Origin of the sequence: Edaphobacter acidisoli, from assembly GCF_014642855.1 — a bacterium.
Taxonomy (GTDB): Bacteria; Acidobacteriota; Terriglobia; order Terriglobales; family Acidobacteriaceae; genus Edaphobacter; species Edaphobacter acidisoli.
The window spans coordinates 332,685-347,827 of record NZ_BMJB01000001.1; the positions used below are offsets into that span (position 1 = coordinate 332,685).

10 protein-coding genes are annotated in these 15,143 nt (G+C 55.5%); 3 read left to right on the plus strand and 7 right to left on the minus strand.

What is annotated here, in order from left to right; translation table 11 throughout:
* Positions 1–47: 47 nt before the first annotated feature.
* The 6 genes from IEX36_RS01270 to IEX36_RS01295 form a co-directional block, all read right to left on the minus strand.
* The gene (locus IEX36_RS01270; protein WP_188757560.1) at positions 48–1,625 is read right to left on the minus strand and encodes an acido-empty-quinoprotein group A; all 1,578 of its coding nucleotides are present in this window, start codon (positions 1,623–1,625) and stop codon (positions 48–50) included.
* Between the two features lie 16 nt (positions 1,626–1,641).
* Positions 1,642–2,661: a c-type cytochrome gene (locus tag IEX36_RS01275; RefSeq protein WP_188757561.1), complete on the minus strand. Its 1,020-nt coding sequence runs from the start codon at positions 2,659–2,661 to the stop codon at positions 1,642–1,644.
* A gap of 19 nt (positions 2,662–2,680) precedes the next feature.
* Positions 2,681–4,078, minus strand: coding sequence for a multicopper oxidase family protein (locus IEX36_RS01280; protein ID WP_188757562.1), 1,398 nt, complete (start codon positions 4,076–4,078; stop codon positions 2,681–2,683).
* A gap of 69 nt (positions 4,079–4,147) precedes the next feature.
* A complete protein-coding gene (locus IEX36_RS01285; RefSeq protein WP_188757563.1) occupies positions 4,148–5,107 on the minus strand; it encodes a sugar phosphate isomerase/epimerase family protein in 960 nt (319 codons plus the stop codon).
* 12 nt (positions 5,108–5,119) lie between these two features.
* Positions 5,120–6,298, minus strand: a complete 1,179-nt coding sequence (locus tag IEX36_RS01290) for a Gfo/Idh/MocA family protein (protein ID WP_188757564.1) — start codon at positions 6,296–6,298, stop codon at positions 5,120–5,122.
* Positions 6,299–6,312: 14 nt separating this feature from the next.
* Positions 6,313–7,194, minus strand: a complete 882-nt coding sequence (locus IEX36_RS01295; protein WP_229668606.1) for a ThuA domain-containing protein — start codon at positions 7,192–7,194, stop codon at positions 6,313–6,315.
* Positions 7,195–7,385: 191 nt separating this feature from the next.
* On the opposite strand from IEX36_RS01295, the gene IEX36_RS01300 reads away from it, so the two are divergent.
* A complete protein-coding gene (locus IEX36_RS01300; protein ID WP_188757565.1) occupies positions 7,386–9,818 on the plus strand; it encodes a c-type cytochrome in 2,433 nt (810 codons plus the stop codon).
* A gap of 648 nt (positions 9,819–10,466) precedes the next feature.
* On the opposite strand, the gene IEX36_RS01305 is transcribed toward IEX36_RS01300, so the two are convergent.
* Positions 10,467–11,366, minus strand: a complete 900-nt coding sequence (locus IEX36_RS01305) for an SMP-30/gluconolactonase/LRE family protein (RefSeq protein WP_188757566.1) — start codon at positions 11,364–11,366, stop codon at positions 10,467–10,469.
* Positions 11,367–11,475: 109 nt separating this feature from the next.
* On the opposite strand from IEX36_RS01305, the gene IEX36_RS01310 reads away from it, so the two are divergent.
* Together IEX36_RS01310 and IEX36_RS01315 are read left to right on the plus strand one after the other, a co-directional pair.
* Positions 11,476–13,881 carry a hypothetical protein gene (locus IEX36_RS01310; protein WP_188757567.1) on the plus strand — a complete coding sequence of 802 codons (2,406 nt, stop codon included), beginning with the start codon at positions 11,476–11,478 and terminating at the stop codon, positions 13,879–13,881.
* 30 nt (positions 13,882–13,911) lie between these two features.
* Positions 13,912–15,045 carry an acyltransferase family protein gene (locus IEX36_RS01315; protein WP_229668607.1) on the plus strand — a complete coding sequence of 378 codons (1,134 nt, stop codon included), beginning with the start codon at positions 13,912–13,914 and terminating at the stop codon, positions 15,043–15,045.
* Positions 15,046–15,143 lie beyond the last annotated feature (98 nt).

Below are 15,143 nucleotides of genomic sequence, written 5' to 3' on the forward strand. Positions count from 1 at the left end.
TTGCAACGCAAAGGCCAGAATCGCGTTGTGTGCTACGGCAGCTCTTTCTATCGAGACTCAGATTTTGCAATAGCAGTTTCAGGAAGCGCCCATGCAAAGAGCACTCCGCCACTGCTGGTCATGATGTACTGGCGGTTATCGAGTTCGTAGGTGGTTGGTGAACTTTGCATCGCTGCTCCTGAGCCGGCGTGCCAGAGAGTTTTGCCGTCGCTGGTATTGAGGGCGAGGACATTGCCGTGCGCGTCGCCGGTGATGGTGAGGCCGGAGTCAGTGGTGAGCACGCCGGCACCCGAACCGCCGGGTCCTACATCGTGGGACCAGCGGATTTTTCCGGTGTGATAATCGATAGCTTCAATGACGCTGTTTCCCCAGACACCATAGTCGGCGCCTGCCCAGCCGTATTCGCCATCGGCCGGCTTGGCGAAGTAGATGCTGTAGCTTGGGCGGGCGTCGACGATGAAGAGTCCGGTTTTGGGATCGAAGCTAGGGGCGCGGAAGTTTGTCAGGCCGCCTTCATCGGGCGCGATCAGACGGCCATCGGGTGCGGGTTCTTTTTCTGGATTGGGAATGGGGTGGCCATCTTTGTCGACCCCGAGAGACCAGTTCACTGGGCCGAAGGTAGTGGTGAGCAGGCTCTTTCCGTTGGTTCTGTCGATGACGAAAAAGTATCCATTGCGAGAAGCCTGCATGAGCATCTTGCGGGGCCTTCCCTGGAAGTCGCCGTCTACCAGTACGGGAGTCTCGACGGCATCCCAGTCGTGTGTGTCATGGGGAGACACGGAAAATCCCCATGCAAGTTTCCCTGTATCAGGATCGAGTGCAACGATGCTGCATGTATAGGGATTCACCCCTGGGCGAGTTTTGCCGCTGAGGACAGGCGTGGGATTTCCGGTGCCCCAGTAGAGAAGGTTCAGGTCGGGATCGTAGGTACCGGTCATCCACGTCATGCCTCCCGTGGTGCTGTTTGGCGTGCCTTCAGGTGGCGTGCTATTCCATTGCCATTGCGTGGCGCCAGTGACTGGGTCGATCGACCTGAGATAACCGGTCAAATTGTCGAAATCGCCCGAAACTCCAACGATTACATGATCTCGGATGACGAGGGGAGCCATGGTTGTCCAGTATCCCTTGGTCACGTCAGCAACTTGGACGGTCCATCGGGCCTTTCCGTCTTTCGCGTCGAGCGAGGTCAGATGACCGTCCGGTGAAAGGAAATAGAGCCAGCCTTCATACATGGCAACGCCGCGCTGTCCGATGTGATCACCATCATCGGTGGGCTTGTTGTAATGCCAAAGCATGTGGCCTGAACGGGCATCCACAGCCCAGATATTGTCTGGCACTGTGAAGTAGAGGATGCCGTCAACCAGCAGAGGTGAAGATTTGATTGCGGCGTTCTGCCCAGTTTGAAATGCCCAGGCCAAGGTTAGGTTCTCGACGTTCTGGGGCGTGATTTGCGTGAGGTGGCTGTGACGCTTACCGGAGTAGTCGCCGTGATAGGTGGGCCAACTATCGGGGGCGGGGTGTAATATCGCTGAAGAGGCGAGGTTTTGCGCGGGCAGAGAATGTCTTAGCGGCAGGAAGAACGCTACTGCCGTTATCGCAATGCTTGTTCTTTGCAGGAAGCTCATGAAATCGCGGACCTCGTTAGCGAAGGGTTTGCAGGTATGCCATCAGATTATGGATGTCGGCATCGGTGTATTTGCTGAACAGTTGCACGTGAGCTTCCGCAGGAGAAGCTACGGTGTAGTGAACGCGGCTGGTAGACCATGAATGGTAAGTGCCTCGACTGTCGCGCAGACCGATGGTGAACTCATCGCGGTAGGCGAGCACGCCAGTTAGCTTTTCTCCCGTGGGAAGGACCACGGTGACGTGGCTCTTTGCGTCTTCGGGATAAAGCATTTGCTTTTCCAACTGAAGGCCCTCGAGGCGAGATGCGAGCCCTGCGAGGTCTCCTGTTGGCGAGTGGCATTTCGCGCAGCCACCGGCGCCGTAGAAGTACTGCTTTCCTTCGGCGGCGTTTCCTGTTTGCAGATCCGCGACATCGACGCCACGGCGGCCGCCGGGATGGGCGGCGGCTCTTGCTTGCTGGAAGTGGATAAATGCCGCGAGGCTCTGAAGCTCATCCTTCGAGAAGTTGAAGGCGGGCATCTTCTTTTCGGGGCGGCCGTCCCGGACGACCTCGCTGATCTTGTCGCCCTTGACATCGGCTAGAACCAGCTTCGAGCGAGTGAGGTCAGGGCCGGTTTCTCCTCCGGCTGCGTCTCTTCCGTGGCAGAATGCGCAGTTCCGTTGGAAGAGGCGATGGCCGCTATCCACTTCGTCTTTAGAAAGGCCAGACGCGCCAGCGGCGACGAGATCGTCTGTGTTCAAAAACCTGACGAGCGACGAGAGTTCCGGTTGCGGCATCTTTGGGAAGCCGGGCATGCGGCCTTTACCGACACGGATAATGTCCGTCATCTGACTGTCGTTGAGCTGCCGCTTGACCTCCTCCAATGGGGGAAAGCCGGGCAGGATGCCCTCGCGGTGCTCACCGTGGCAGATGGCGCAATGTTTGGCATAAGACTGCGCTCCATCGGTCTGATTTGCTTCTGCACGTGCGACAGGAACCAGCAAGGTGAGAGCTATACCCGCCAGCAGGGTTGGAGCGTGAAATCTTCTTCTCATTCCGGAAACGTCCTTGTCGCTAATCCGCATACTTGATGAGTTGCATGAAACCGTAGTCCATGTGGAGTTGTTGGTGGCAATGCCAGAGGGTGTCGCCGGGATTGTTGGCGACGAAATCGACTTCGACTGTATCGAGCGGCATGACATTGATGACATCTTTTCGGAGGCCGCTGATCTGCTTGTCTCCAATCCGCGTCACTTCAAACGTGTGACGGTGCAGATGGAGAGGGTGTTGATCGCCGCTGCCGTTTCGAAACACGAGGCGATATCGTTTGCCTTTTTGCACGGTCAACGGTTCGATTTTGGGCCAGGATTTATTGTTGATGGTCCAAGTGTCGAACTTCGATCCGTGAAGAGGGCCGATGTCACGGAAGGTCAAGGTAAAGCTATCGTCGGGGTTGGGTGCGACATGGCTGCCGGCAAACTGGGTATAGTCCCACGTTGAGGGTGCGGGGTCTTTCCAGGCTGGTGCTCCTTTTTTGCCTGCGTATTCGATGACGGTCCCGAGCCCCATCTCTCGTGCTTTTTCGAGCGTCGAACCGAGTATCCACACGCCGGGGGCATTCATGTGGACGATTGCATCGACACGTTCCGCTACAGCGAGTGAGAGTACCTCAACCGATTTCGGGTTGGGGACGGGGTTGCCATCCATGGCGATGATTTCGAACGTATGCCCTGGCAGTGCGAGGACGACGTTTTCCGTAGCGCTTGCATTGAGCAGGCGGAATAGCACGCGCTGACCTTCCTTGACGCGGACAGGCTCACCGGAGCCGAGCATGTGGGAGTTGATCGTGGCGTATTTATATCCGACATCAGAGCCGGTCGTCAGTGGCATATTTGAGGAATCGGCGCGCATGGTTTCTACCATGGGAACGAAGGAAGGCCCCCAGTGGTGGATTGCAAGATTGATCTCCTGATCGTAGCGGGCTGGGTGATCATGGCCTTCGATGAGCAAGAAGCCAAACTGCCCGGTATACGTGCTTCGCGTAAGGTCGTCACCAGCCATGGCGTGCGTGTGATACCAGCGGGTGCCGGAGGGGCGCGGCGTGAATGCGTAGCGTTGCGTGTGGCCCGCGGGGATCATCGGCGAACCTTCTTCCATGGCTCCGTCGTTGTAGGAGTCAATCGCGAGGCCGTGCCAGTGGACGATGTCTGCATTGTCGGAGGAGTTCGTCACATCGATGGTGACGGGAACTCCTTCTCGCATACGAAGCAGTGGGCCGGGTACCTGGCCGTTATACGCAACTGTCTTGATGGAGACTCCTCGTCCAATGTCCAGTGTGCATGGCCCGATGCGCAGAGCGTGATCGGCTTTGGCCGATGCTGGCTTTGGAGTGAAAGGAGGAAGCGGCAGCGCTGGCAGCGACTTGGCAGCGAGTAATAGCCCTGTTGATGAAAGGAATTTCCTTCGATTCATAATTCTCTTTCCCGTTCCGTTAGGCGTTTCATTTTTAGGAGTAGTTCGCTATCGCTTGAGGTTAGATCGCTAGACCCACCATGCTGCTCCAGGTTTTTCTTTAAGGACGATCTCATTCAAGAACTGCGCCGCTTTCGAGAGACCTTCTTCAGCGGAGAGCAGGCTGTCCTCATGCTCGATGGAGAGCACATCGTCGTAGCCGAACATGCGAAGCGTCGAGACGAACTCTTTCCACCATTCCGCTCCGTGCCCATATCCACAGGTGCGAAATATCCATCCGCGGCTGCGTTCCTGGGTATAGGGCTTGGTATCAAGGACCCCTGTGCTTGAGAGGTTTGTTGGGTAGAGTTGAGTGTCCTTTGCGTGGACGTGGAAGATTGCGTTGTCAAGAATGCGAATGGCGGCGATTGGGTCGATCCCTTGCCAGAACATGTGACTTGGATCATAGTTGCAGCCTACAGCCGGGCCAGCGATCTCTCGTAGCCGCAGCATTGTTTCTGGACTATAGACGACAAAACCGGGGTGCATTTCGATGGCAATTTTCACGCCATGGTCCGCCGCGAATTTGCCTCGCTCGATCCAGTAGGGAGTGACCACTTCGTCCCACTGCCATTTCAAAACTTCGAGATACTCCGGTGGCCATGGACACGTAACCCAGTTCGGGGCTTTTGCTTGGGGCGAATCACCTGGGCATCCGGAGAAGTCGACGACTACGGGAACGCCGAGTTTTTCGGCGAGCAGAATACTTTTGCGATTTGTCTCCTGAGACTTCTGCGCTATGGCTGCATCTGGATGAAGCGGATTCCCGTGGCAGCTCAGCGCGCTGATCGAGAATCCGTGATCGTCCAGTTTCGCCCGAAATTTTTTCAGATCCTCAGGATTGTCCAGCATGGAGAGTTTGCAATGAGCATCCCCGGGATAGTTTCCTGTACCAAGTTCGACGGTGCTGATGCCGAATGTCTTCAGCTTCGCCAGTGCGTCTTCGAGCGGCATCTGCGAGAGCAGAGGTGTGAATACTCCTAATCGCATTCGGTGTGCTCCTCAATCCTGTGTGTTTGCCGGAAGATGTTGAATATTAGTCCATGCGCTGCCAGCCGCGTGGCTCTTCAGCATCGCTTCGATGAGACACGTGGAACGATAACCATCTTCAAACGTTGGTAATGCTGCGGGTTTAGCGGCGGGATTTCCGCCTTCTCGAATCCACTGATATGCGTCTGCAATTAGATTGCGGAAAGCGTCGGACCATGCTTCCTGGTGTCCGCCGGGGAGATGCACATAGGGGAGGACGTCTTTCGAGACGAGCGAAGGGTCCTTTGCCAGGGTGCAATTTGCGCGGTCATGATGGCCGATCCAGAGATTGTTTTGCTCCTCCTGTTTCCATTTGAGAGAGCATGTGCGACCGTTGAACTCGATTTGCAGGTCATTCTTGTGACCTGGAAGCACTTGGCCGACTGAGAAACATCCCTTCGCACCATTTTCGAAGCGGAGCAGCACGCTTGCGAGGTCTTCGGAGCGGACTTGTACGGCATGGCGCTCGCCGGTGCTGGTCGAGGAGAACGCCTCTGCCGAAGCGCCGGAAGAGTATCGAACAGGGATGACGGTTGTAAGGTCCGCCAGTACTGACGTGATTTTCAAGCCTGAGATGTGCTCTGCGACGTCGCACCAGTGTGAGCCGATATCGCCCAATGCTGAGGTGACGCCTCCTTTTGCCGGGTCGGAGCGCCAGGAGTAGACATTCGCGTCCGCCATCCAGTCCTGCAGATAGAAGCCGTGGATGAAGCTGAGCGGTCCGGTTTCGCCTCGCACTACCATGCCTCGCGCCTGCTGTACGAGCGGGTTTCCACGGTAGTTGAAGGTCACGACATGAGCTACCTTCGCGGCGATTGCGGCATCGCGCAGCTTGCGGCCTTCTTGCGCGTTCAGTGCCAGCGGTTTGTCGGAGATAACGTGCTTGCCTGCAGCGAGCGTAGCCAACGTAACCGGAAGATGTAGATGATTAGGTGTGGTGTTGTGAATCACATGCACAGCCGGATCGGCGATGAGGGCATGATAGTCGCTATAAGCACGGTCTACTTTGTAGGCGCGTGCCTTTCTGTCGGCTGAGTCCTGCGATGACCCGGCAATCGCTACGATGTCCACATCGCCCAGCCGCCGCACCGCATCCAGATGATGTTCGGCGACAAACCCGGGGCCAATCAGGCCCATTCCTACCCTCTTCATTCAACCTCCACCGTTCAGTGAGTCGTGCCTGGTCGCTGATGAGACGCGGTGCTTCCGTCAGTCAGGCCAAGGGCCCACTTGATGGCTTCGAAGTACATCTTTTGAATGTCGGGATCTTGCCAGGCTTCTTCCGTGTGTCCAAGGGTCGAGTAGAAAACCCGGCCTTTTCCATACATTTTGCACCATGCGACCGCGAAATCGTGGTCCTGGCGGTGGATGCGAGGATTGTTCGCGTAGTCCAGCTTGCTGGGGTCGAGGCTCAGCAGAACATTCACTTTATCGCGCGACCAGTCTTTGGGCTGATAGATCTCATCGTATTTAACGAATTCTTTGGGGAAGTGTCGCACCGCCGGAAAATCTGGCTGTTCGTTAATGATCGGGGCATTGAAGGTCATCCAGGGATGCTGATCGAACCAGCCGCCAATCATCTCTCCGTATTCAGGCCAGGTGTAGTTGGTATCGAGCGCCGCATGAATGCCGACGAAACCTTTGCCGTCCTCCTTGATAAAGGACATCATGTCGCGCTTCTGGTCGGCATCCATGTCCAGTTCGCCGGTTGTGCTGGCGAAGATGAGGACGTCGAAGTAGTTCAGGTTTTTTGCGTTGCGACCGAGGTCCTTCTTTGTCAGCAGTTCAGTATCGGTGCGCATCTCGGTGTCCCAAAGCCCACTTTGCTTGCCCATGTTGTAAATGGCGTTCATCGCTGCGGAGACGGAATCGTGCTCATATCCCTTGGTCTCGCCGATCACCAGCACGTGCTTGAGATGAACTTGCTTTAGATGCGGAATGGGCACGCCTGAAGTGTTATTTGATTGCTGCGCGAAGGTTGTCAAACAGAAGGTACTCAGTACTAGGAATCCACCAAGCGAGTAGACCAGCTTTCTAAAACGTGACAAGAGACCTCCGGTTCAATTGAATCGCTTTATTGGACTACGTCCGCGAGAGTTTGTATCCGATCGACTTGCCATAATAGTTCTTGAAAACGCTTAGCGCAAATCCATTTGAAAAAGACTGCGCCCAAAGTTCCGCAACTCCGTATGAGTATTATGTTGGCAATCACCAGCCACTCCTTGGCACTGGAACTGAAATGGCTCTGAAGACCTCCTTTCTCTGCGTACTGGCGTTGTTCTTTTGCGGAAGCATCCATGCGGCACCGGCGAGCGCTGCCAAAAACCACGCGGGGCAACGGCCAATTGCGGGAGGACAATGGTCGCAAGATCACTATTCGTCCCTAACGCAGATCGACCGTGACAATGTGAGCAAACTCTCGATTGCCTGGAAATTCGATACCGGTGAAGGCGGCGAGGGAATAGAGACCAACCCGTTAGTTGTCGGGCATGTCATGTACGCATACACCGCTTCTCAAAAAGTAATTGCGGTAAATGCGACGAATGGAAAGCTGATCTGGAAGTTTGACTCAGGAGTACTTGCTAACCAGCCCGCACGTGGAGTCGCCTATTGGTCAGATGGCAGTCAACAACTTCTCCTTTGCGGAATTATGAACTATCTCTACGAGCTAAATGCTGCAACAGGAAAGCCCGTCGCGCGTTTCGGCGAAGCGGGGCGCATTGATCTTCGCAAGGGGCTTGGCGGCGATTACAGGAAGCAGTCGATCGTGCTGACCAGTCCGGGTATCGTTTACAAGGATTTGATTATTGTTGGAGGACGCAATCCAGAAACGCCTCCAGCGCCACCCGGAGATATCCGCGCATTCGATATTCACACAGGACAACTCGCCTGGGACTTCCATACGATTCCAAGGCCAGGCGAACCAGGTTATGAGACATGGCCAACTGGCGCCTGGCGTTCTGCCGGGGCCGCTAATAACTGGGCTGGTATGACTCTCGATGAGAGACGGGGAATCGTCTATGTGCCAACCGGATCTGCCGTGCCGGACTTTTATGGCGGAGCACGTGTTGGTGATGACCGATTTGCTGACTGCCTTCTGGCGCTGAATGCGGCCACGGGCAAGCTGATCTGGAGCTTCCAGGGTGTTCATCACGACCTATGGGACCGTGATTTTCCTGCGCCTCCCGTCCTGCTTCGGGTAAAGCGCGATGGAAAGTGGATCGACGCAGTGGCACAGACGACCAAACAGGGCTTTGTCTTCCTTTTTGATCGTGAAACAGGCAAGCCGCTGTTTCCTATCGAGGAGCGCCCCGTCCCCGCCACAAATGTGCCTGGAGAAGTTAGCGCGAAGACACAACCCTTCCCGCTTTCGCCCGCACCCTATGCTCGCCAAACTCTCACATCGAGCGATCTAACGAATAGGACACCCGCCGCGCATGCATACGCACTCTCCCAATTCAACCAATTCATTCGAAGCACGGGACAGTTCTACCCTCTCTCGGTGGGACGAGAGACCATCGTCGCTCCAGGCTTTGACGGAGGAGGAGAATGGGGAGGGCCTGGTGTTGATCGCCGCAGTGGAGTCATCTACATCAATGCGAACAATGTCGTCGACACCGGCGGTCTGGCAATCAATGATCGTACTGCCGAGCTCGGCCTGCGGATCTATCGCACTCAATGCGCGCTGTGTCACCGCGACAATCGTGCAGGATCGCCGCCAGAATATCCATCGCTCGTCGGTATCAGAGACAAGCTGCCAGCGAGTCTCATCATTCAGACCATCCACACCGGGAAGGGGCGAATGCCTTCTTTTCCCAATATCGAAGGGTCTGCCCTGACAGCATTGTTCAATTATTTGAATACTGCGAACGACGCTGCGGACTTCGTCGCAGACGGCAAGGAATTGCGCCACGACGCAATTCCGGACCATACATCCAGAGCAGGAAACCCTGCGGTAGATGCACGCGGCAAAGAGGTTTATGCAAAGCAGTGTGCCATCTGCCACGGAGACCATCTCGAAGGCATTCCTCCGTCTTTTCCTTCACTGGAAGGAGTCGGAGGCCGTATGACCGCGCAGCAAATCACCGCGATCGTGCACACAGGGCGAGGCCGAATGCCAGCGTTCAATGCATCCCGCATCCCGCAGACAGATATGAGCAGCCTCCTGCGGTTCTTGAATGCTTCAACCATCAATACCATTGAAGTTTCCAATGATGCGCAAGTTCCTGCCCTCGATGAGATGAATAGATATCGCTTCACTGGCTACCATAAATTTCAGGACCAGGATGGATATCCCGCAGTCTCTCCGCCATGGGGTACTCTGAACGCGATTGACCTTAATACAGGAAAGTATCTGTGGACAGTCCCTCTCGGCTTCTATCCTGAACTCGCTGCAAACGGGATGGGAAACACTGGAACAGAAAATTACGGAGGGCCAATTGTCACTGCGAGTGGGCTCGTCATTATAGGCGCAACCGTCTTTGACAATAGAATACGTGCCTTTGATAGTCGGACCGGGCGCTTACTTTGGGATTGGACTCTCCCCTTTGCCGCCGCAGCAACTCCAACCACCTACATGATTGATGGGAAGCAATATGTTGTGATTGCCTCAGGTGGAAGCAAATTCAAACATACCAATGACGGTTTCTATATAGCATTTTCATTGCCATGATCAGGTTTGAGCACCTTGTCGAGGCGAACGGGGACAGTTGCATGCTGTGGTTCAGGGGCAGAATTGTGGCTAGAGGATGTACAACATGCTCTTAGCGTAATCGCCAGAAGAGAGTTAAGGCGCGTGTATGGTCAGCCAACGATGCCGCCTAATGCTTTTCCGGGGGAAGTATGCAGATTGGGGATACCCTCGAATGTCGCGCGCGCAAGGGCGTTAAGCTCGAGCATTCGTGGAACTGGATGGAGACCGAAGAGCCGCCAAACCCTTGCTTCCCGACACGGCTGGCAAAGTGCGCTCACTGCGGCGCGTGTTAAGGGGCAAGAACAACGACTTAGAAGATGGTTCGCCGTTACGCGCTACGCGACGCGGACACAATGCACTAGGTCGGGAGGGTAGTGAGGATCGCCTTACGATCCTCTCCTTCACGCGTTTCAGCTGATGATAGCGAAGGCAATTCTGATGAAAGACGCTGTGTCCGACGGGTTTGAGAGCCAGTGCGTTGCCATGCTTCAAAGAAGGCATCGGCTTTGCTACAGCCGTAGAACATAATCGCAACTCGATTCTGCAACCAGTCTCGTCCAGTGAGAACCGTCGCAGCCGAAGAATGAATCCTAAAACAGACGAGCAGATACATGTGAACCGAGCTCATCAAGCGATTCGAGAGGGAAGCTCAGGGACACCTTGAGCAGCTGAATGCGCCATGAAGAGAGCGCCATCCAGCGGGTGCTGATGCGGATGCTCCGTGGTAGCGGTGGTAATGAATAGAGTGCGCATTTGCTCGCCGCCAAAGGTAATGCTCGAGACGTGGCTGACAGGCAGTGTAATGCGGAGCTGCTCTTGGCCACTGGGGTCGAAGCGAATCACACAACCTGCTCCCCATTGGGCGGACCAGAGATGATCGTCGGCGTCGACTGTGATGCCGTCGGGCATGCCGTCCTGTTCGTTAGTTGTAATCCAAGGGATTGGGCGGGAAAGAGCGCCAGAGGAGATGTCGTAGTCGAAGCGCGTGATGGAACGACGCAGTGAGTCAGTGTGATAGAGGTGGAGACCATCGCGGCTGAAGGCAAGGCCATTCGAGCAAAGCACACCACTAAGGACCGGGGTAAGTGTCCCGTCAAGTTCGAGGCGAAAGAGATTACCCGAGTGACTGCCGTCTAGCGATAAGGTTCCGCAAAAGACGCGACCGATGGGGTCTGCAATGACGTCGTTGAAGCGCATGCCATCGTGCGTGGGATGGGGCGCGATGAGGATTTCACTCGAAGTGGAGGTCCAGCGGTCGATGCGGCCGTTGGCCAGGAAGAGAAGGAGCGATCCGTTCTGTTGGATGGTGAAGCCACCCAGGAATGCTCCTCCGAGTGAATTATCTGCATCGCGGATGAGTTCGGTGAACCTGGTTTCGGGGTCGAAGCGGTAGAGGCGAGCGCGAGGAACATCGCACCAGTAGAGCTTGCGGTCGATAGGATTCCAGAGCGGATTCTCCCCGATGTGGCAATGGGGATTAGCGGCAACGTTCAAGCCCGAAATTAGACGAGTATTGGGCTCATTCATGATTGACAGTCCATATATAGGAATAGTAGAACATGTTCTACACATAAGAACACGAGGAAGAGACGTGTTTAGACTGGGGTTTCTGAAGGGCAAAGGTCCGGAGGTTCGAATGAAGACTGCGATGTTGACAGGTGCGTTGCTGCTGGCGGGAGTGAAATATGCGTGGGCACAGGATACGATCCCATTGCTGCCTCCGGGGGCCGATATCCCGCGGATGGTTTCGCCGTCTATCGACAAGCCGGGTGAGCCATTTTCTTATGCAAGCCGACCAACGGACCAGATCGGCGTCATGCATGCGACGGCCGGCACTGAGATAACTCCGGAGGGATTTCTCTATACAGGCTACGGGGAGCTGATGTTCTACGTCGGCATCGACAGGACGCCGATCTCGGCCCGCGTGCGGACGCTCGAAGATGGTCATCTGCCGATTGTGCACTATACGGTGGCGCATGATGGGCTCGAGTATCGCTTTACGGTGTTTGCTGCTTCGCTCGGGACGGAACAAATGGGCGGGCAGGTGGTGAACTTTATCCGTGTCACCATCCATAATCCGGGAACGAACGAGAGGCATGGTTTCCTCACGACGGCGTGGCGGTATCAAGGAGAGCAGACGACGCCGTTTTCATCCGGTGACAACCGCTTTCGAAGGCCAGTGAAGGGAGATCACCCAGGCGCCTATCAACAGCCCGGTGATGCATTCCGCCCGAATGCGGTGTACACGACGGAAGGGGATGCGATGCTCCAGGATGACAGGGCTATCTATTTCTTTCCGCAGCAGCCGAAGCCGCAGTTTCGGCCTGCGCTGAACGATTACTACAATCACATCGCGCAGCTCAACACGAAGATGACGGCGACACCGACGACTCCGGTGGCTACTGCGGAATATGAAGTTGCAGTTCCCGCCGGAGCTGAGAAAGTCCTGGACTTCAAAATGCCTTTGGAGCCAGTGGCGAAGGCTGGTTCCGAGTTCGACGCAGTGGAGCGGGCGAGCTTCGACGATCGCCGCGCGAAGGTGCGCGAGTTTTGGAACGGGATCATTGCCCAGGGTATTGACATCGAGACACCGGAAGACAAGGTGAACCAGACCTTCAAGACGAGCCTGGTCAACGATCTCATGTCTCTGAATAAAGTTGGGGATGACTATGTGCAGACGATTAATCAGCTGCATTACCACGGATTTTACCTGCGAGACTCCACTGATTTCGTGCGTATGTACGATACGTCTGGCTACACGAAGATAGCGGGTCACGTGGTGGACTTCTTCGCCACCAAGCAGCAGGTAGACGGAAACTTTCTTTCGCAACCAGGGCAATACGACGGATGGGGCCAGGCGCTGTGGACCTACGGTGAACACTATCGGATGACGCACGACAAGGCTTTTGCGGAGGAGGTGTATCCGCGCGTAGTGCGTGCCGTGGATTGGCTTCAGGGAGCCATTGCATTGGACCCGATGCATCTGGTTCCTGCGACAGATGTGCGTGACAACGAGTTTGTGCCCGGCCATTTGACGGGATATAACTTTCTGGCGCTGGACGGTCTACAGGCGGCTGTGTTGCTCGCACATGACTTGAATCACCCGCAGGACGAAGCGCGATTCCGCAGGCTTGAGAGTGAACTGCATGCTTCATTTATGAAGCGGCTGGACGAGGTGACCGCAACGACGGGAGGGTATATTCCTCCTACACTGAATGGTGGCACAGAGGGAACAGACTGGGGAAACCTGCTGGCCCTGACTCCAGAGCAACAGTTGTCTCCATTCGATCCGAAGGTGACGGCGACGTTGCGGGCGACACAGGCGCACTATCAGGAGGGGTTGATCACATATCATCAGCCAGACCAGGGTGTGTATCTGCACCACTATTTGACGATCAAGAACACGTTGACGGAGCTGATTCGTGGGGAGCAGGACCAGGCTATCCGCGAGATGTACGCGGTGCTGCTGCATACCAGCTCGACGAACGCAGGCTTTGAGTACTCGATAAGGCCGTGGGGCGACCGGGACTTCAGCGGCAATCTTGCTCCGCATGGATGGATGGCGGTGGAGTACAGAAACATGCTGCGCAACATGATGGTGCGCGAAGATGGCGATACGCTTCATTTGCTGTCTGCTGTGTCGCCTGAATGGGTGGGCGCTGGGAAGACGATTTCGGTGGAACGAGCGGCCACATACTTCGGTACAGTGGGATTTCGGTTGGAGTCGACGACGGACACGACAGCAGTGTTGCGGCTCTCGATCGATCGCAGTGGGCAGCATGCTCCGGGGAAGGTCGTGATGCATCTGCCGTGGTTTGTGAACCGCGAGACCGCGCATGCAACAGCGAACGGAAGGACGCTGCCTGTGACGGCTGGTGCCATCGTGATTCCAGTAGGAGTCGAGCAGGTGAATCTGAGGTGGCAGAGGCTTCCGCTGCCCAAAGACTATCCAGCCAGTTATACGGACGCTGTGAAGCAGTACAAGCAAGAGTATCTGAGGCGTTATGAAGCGCTGACAGGCTGGGACGGGCAGAAGAATTGATGGAACGATGACCAACCTCACGGAGCAAGCATGGGAACTATGGTGAAAGAGCAGGCATGTCTCGACCTGGGAAAGTCTCAGCGGTTGACCTCGCTGGATGCGTTCCGCGGCCTGACTATGGCGTTCATGGTGTTGGTGAGCAATCCGGGGAGCTTGGCGATCTATAGACCGCTTGACCACTCGCCATGGCATGGATGGACCATCACGGATGTGGTGTTTCCTTCGTTTCTATGGATTGTTGGCGTAGCGATTACATTGTCTCTTGGCAAGCGTCTGGAGCGGGGAGTTGCGAAGCGGACGATCTTTGCGCAAGCCTGTCGGCGGGCACTAATTCTGTATCTGCTTGGGTTGTTGATCTATGCGATTCCGAGCTTCAGTTTTGCGACGCTCCGGTGGCTCGGGGTGTTGCAGCGCATTGCGATCTGCTATCTGGCGGGGACGGCACTTTATCTTACAGCGCGCCTTCGAACGCAGATTCTGTGGCTCTGTGGAATCCTGCTGGCGTACTGGCTGGCGATGAAGCTGATTCCCGTGCCCGGGTTTGGAGCGGGGAACTTCAGCGTTGAGGGGAATCTGGCGCACTACGTTGATCGTATTGTGCTGGGACGGCATAACTATGCGGGGACGGGGACGTGGGATCCGGAGGGAATTGTCAGTACTCTGCCTGCAATCGGCACAACAATCTTCGGCATGATCGCTGGACGCATGCTGGCCTTGAAGAAGACGGTCACCGAGCGCGTTGTGTGGCTGTTTTTTCTAGGCAATGCGTTGCTTGCCGCTGGCGTGTTTCTTGAACTATGGATGCCGATCAACAAGAAGCTTTGGACAGACTCCTTCTGCCTATTTATGGCGGGGATGGATTTCGTAATCTTCGCGATGTTCCTGTGGTGTTTGGATGGGGTGAAGGTGAAATGGAGGATCGCACCGTTGCTGGCGTTTGGAAAGAATGCACTCGCTATCTATATGGTTTCCGAGTTGCTTTCTGCTGTGCTGTACAGCGTCCCCGCGGGGGGCGTTTCACTGCACGAGCGAATCTTTCACGCGACCTTTGAGGGGCTGGCGCGGCCTGCAACCTCATCCTTGATGTACGCCATAGCGTATATGATGCTGATGTATTTTCTGGCATGGTTTATGGATAAGAAGCAGTGGTACGTAAAGATTTAATGGAAGACTGTGGGTGAAATGAGAGGTGCCGGAGCGATGTGGAAAGTTTTCCTCATTGCAATCATTGCCGCGTCTTTAATGTTTGCTGGCCCTGCGTG

What these genes read in the sequence shown, in the direction of transcription:
- IEX36_RS01285 (WP_188757563.1), bottom strand. Translation starts at nt 5,107, where the DNA reads ATGCGATTAGGAGTATTCACACCTCTGCTCTCGCAGATGCCGCTCGAA.
- IEX36_RS01290 (WP_188757564.1), bottom strand. Translation starts at nt 6,298, where the DNA reads ATGAAGAGGGTAGGAATGGGCCTGATTGGCCCCGGGTTTGTCGCCGAA.
- IEX36_RS01300 (WP_188757565.1), top strand. Translation starts at nt 7,386, where the DNA reads ATGGCTCTGAAGACCTCCTTTCTCTGCGTACTGGCGTTGTTCTTTTGC.
- IEX36_RS01305 (WP_188757566.1), bottom strand. Translation starts at nt 11,366, where the DNA reads ATGAATGAGCCCAATACTCGTCTAATTTCGGGCTTGAACGTTGCCGCT.
- IEX36_RS01275 (WP_188757561.1), bottom strand. Translation starts at nt 2,661, where the DNA reads ATGAGAAGAAGATTTCACGCTCCAACCCTGCTGGCGGGTATAGCTCTC.
- IEX36_RS01315 (WP_229668607.1), top strand. Translation starts at nt 13,912, where the DNA reads ATGGGAACTATGGTGAAAGAGCAGGCATGTCTCGACCTGGGAAAGTCT.
- IEX36_RS01310 (WP_188757567.1), top strand. Translation starts at nt 11,476, where the DNA reads ATGAAGACTGCGATGTTGACAGGTGCGTTGCTGCTGGCGGGAGTGAAA.
- IEX36_RS01280 (WP_188757562.1), bottom strand. Translation starts at nt 4,078, where the DNA reads ATGAATCGAAGGAAATTCCTTTCATCAACAGGGCTATTACTCGCTGCC.
- IEX36_RS01270 (WP_188757560.1), bottom strand. Translation starts at nt 1,625, where the DNA reads ATGAGCTTCCTGCAAAGAACAAGCATTGCGATAACGGCAGTAGCGTTC.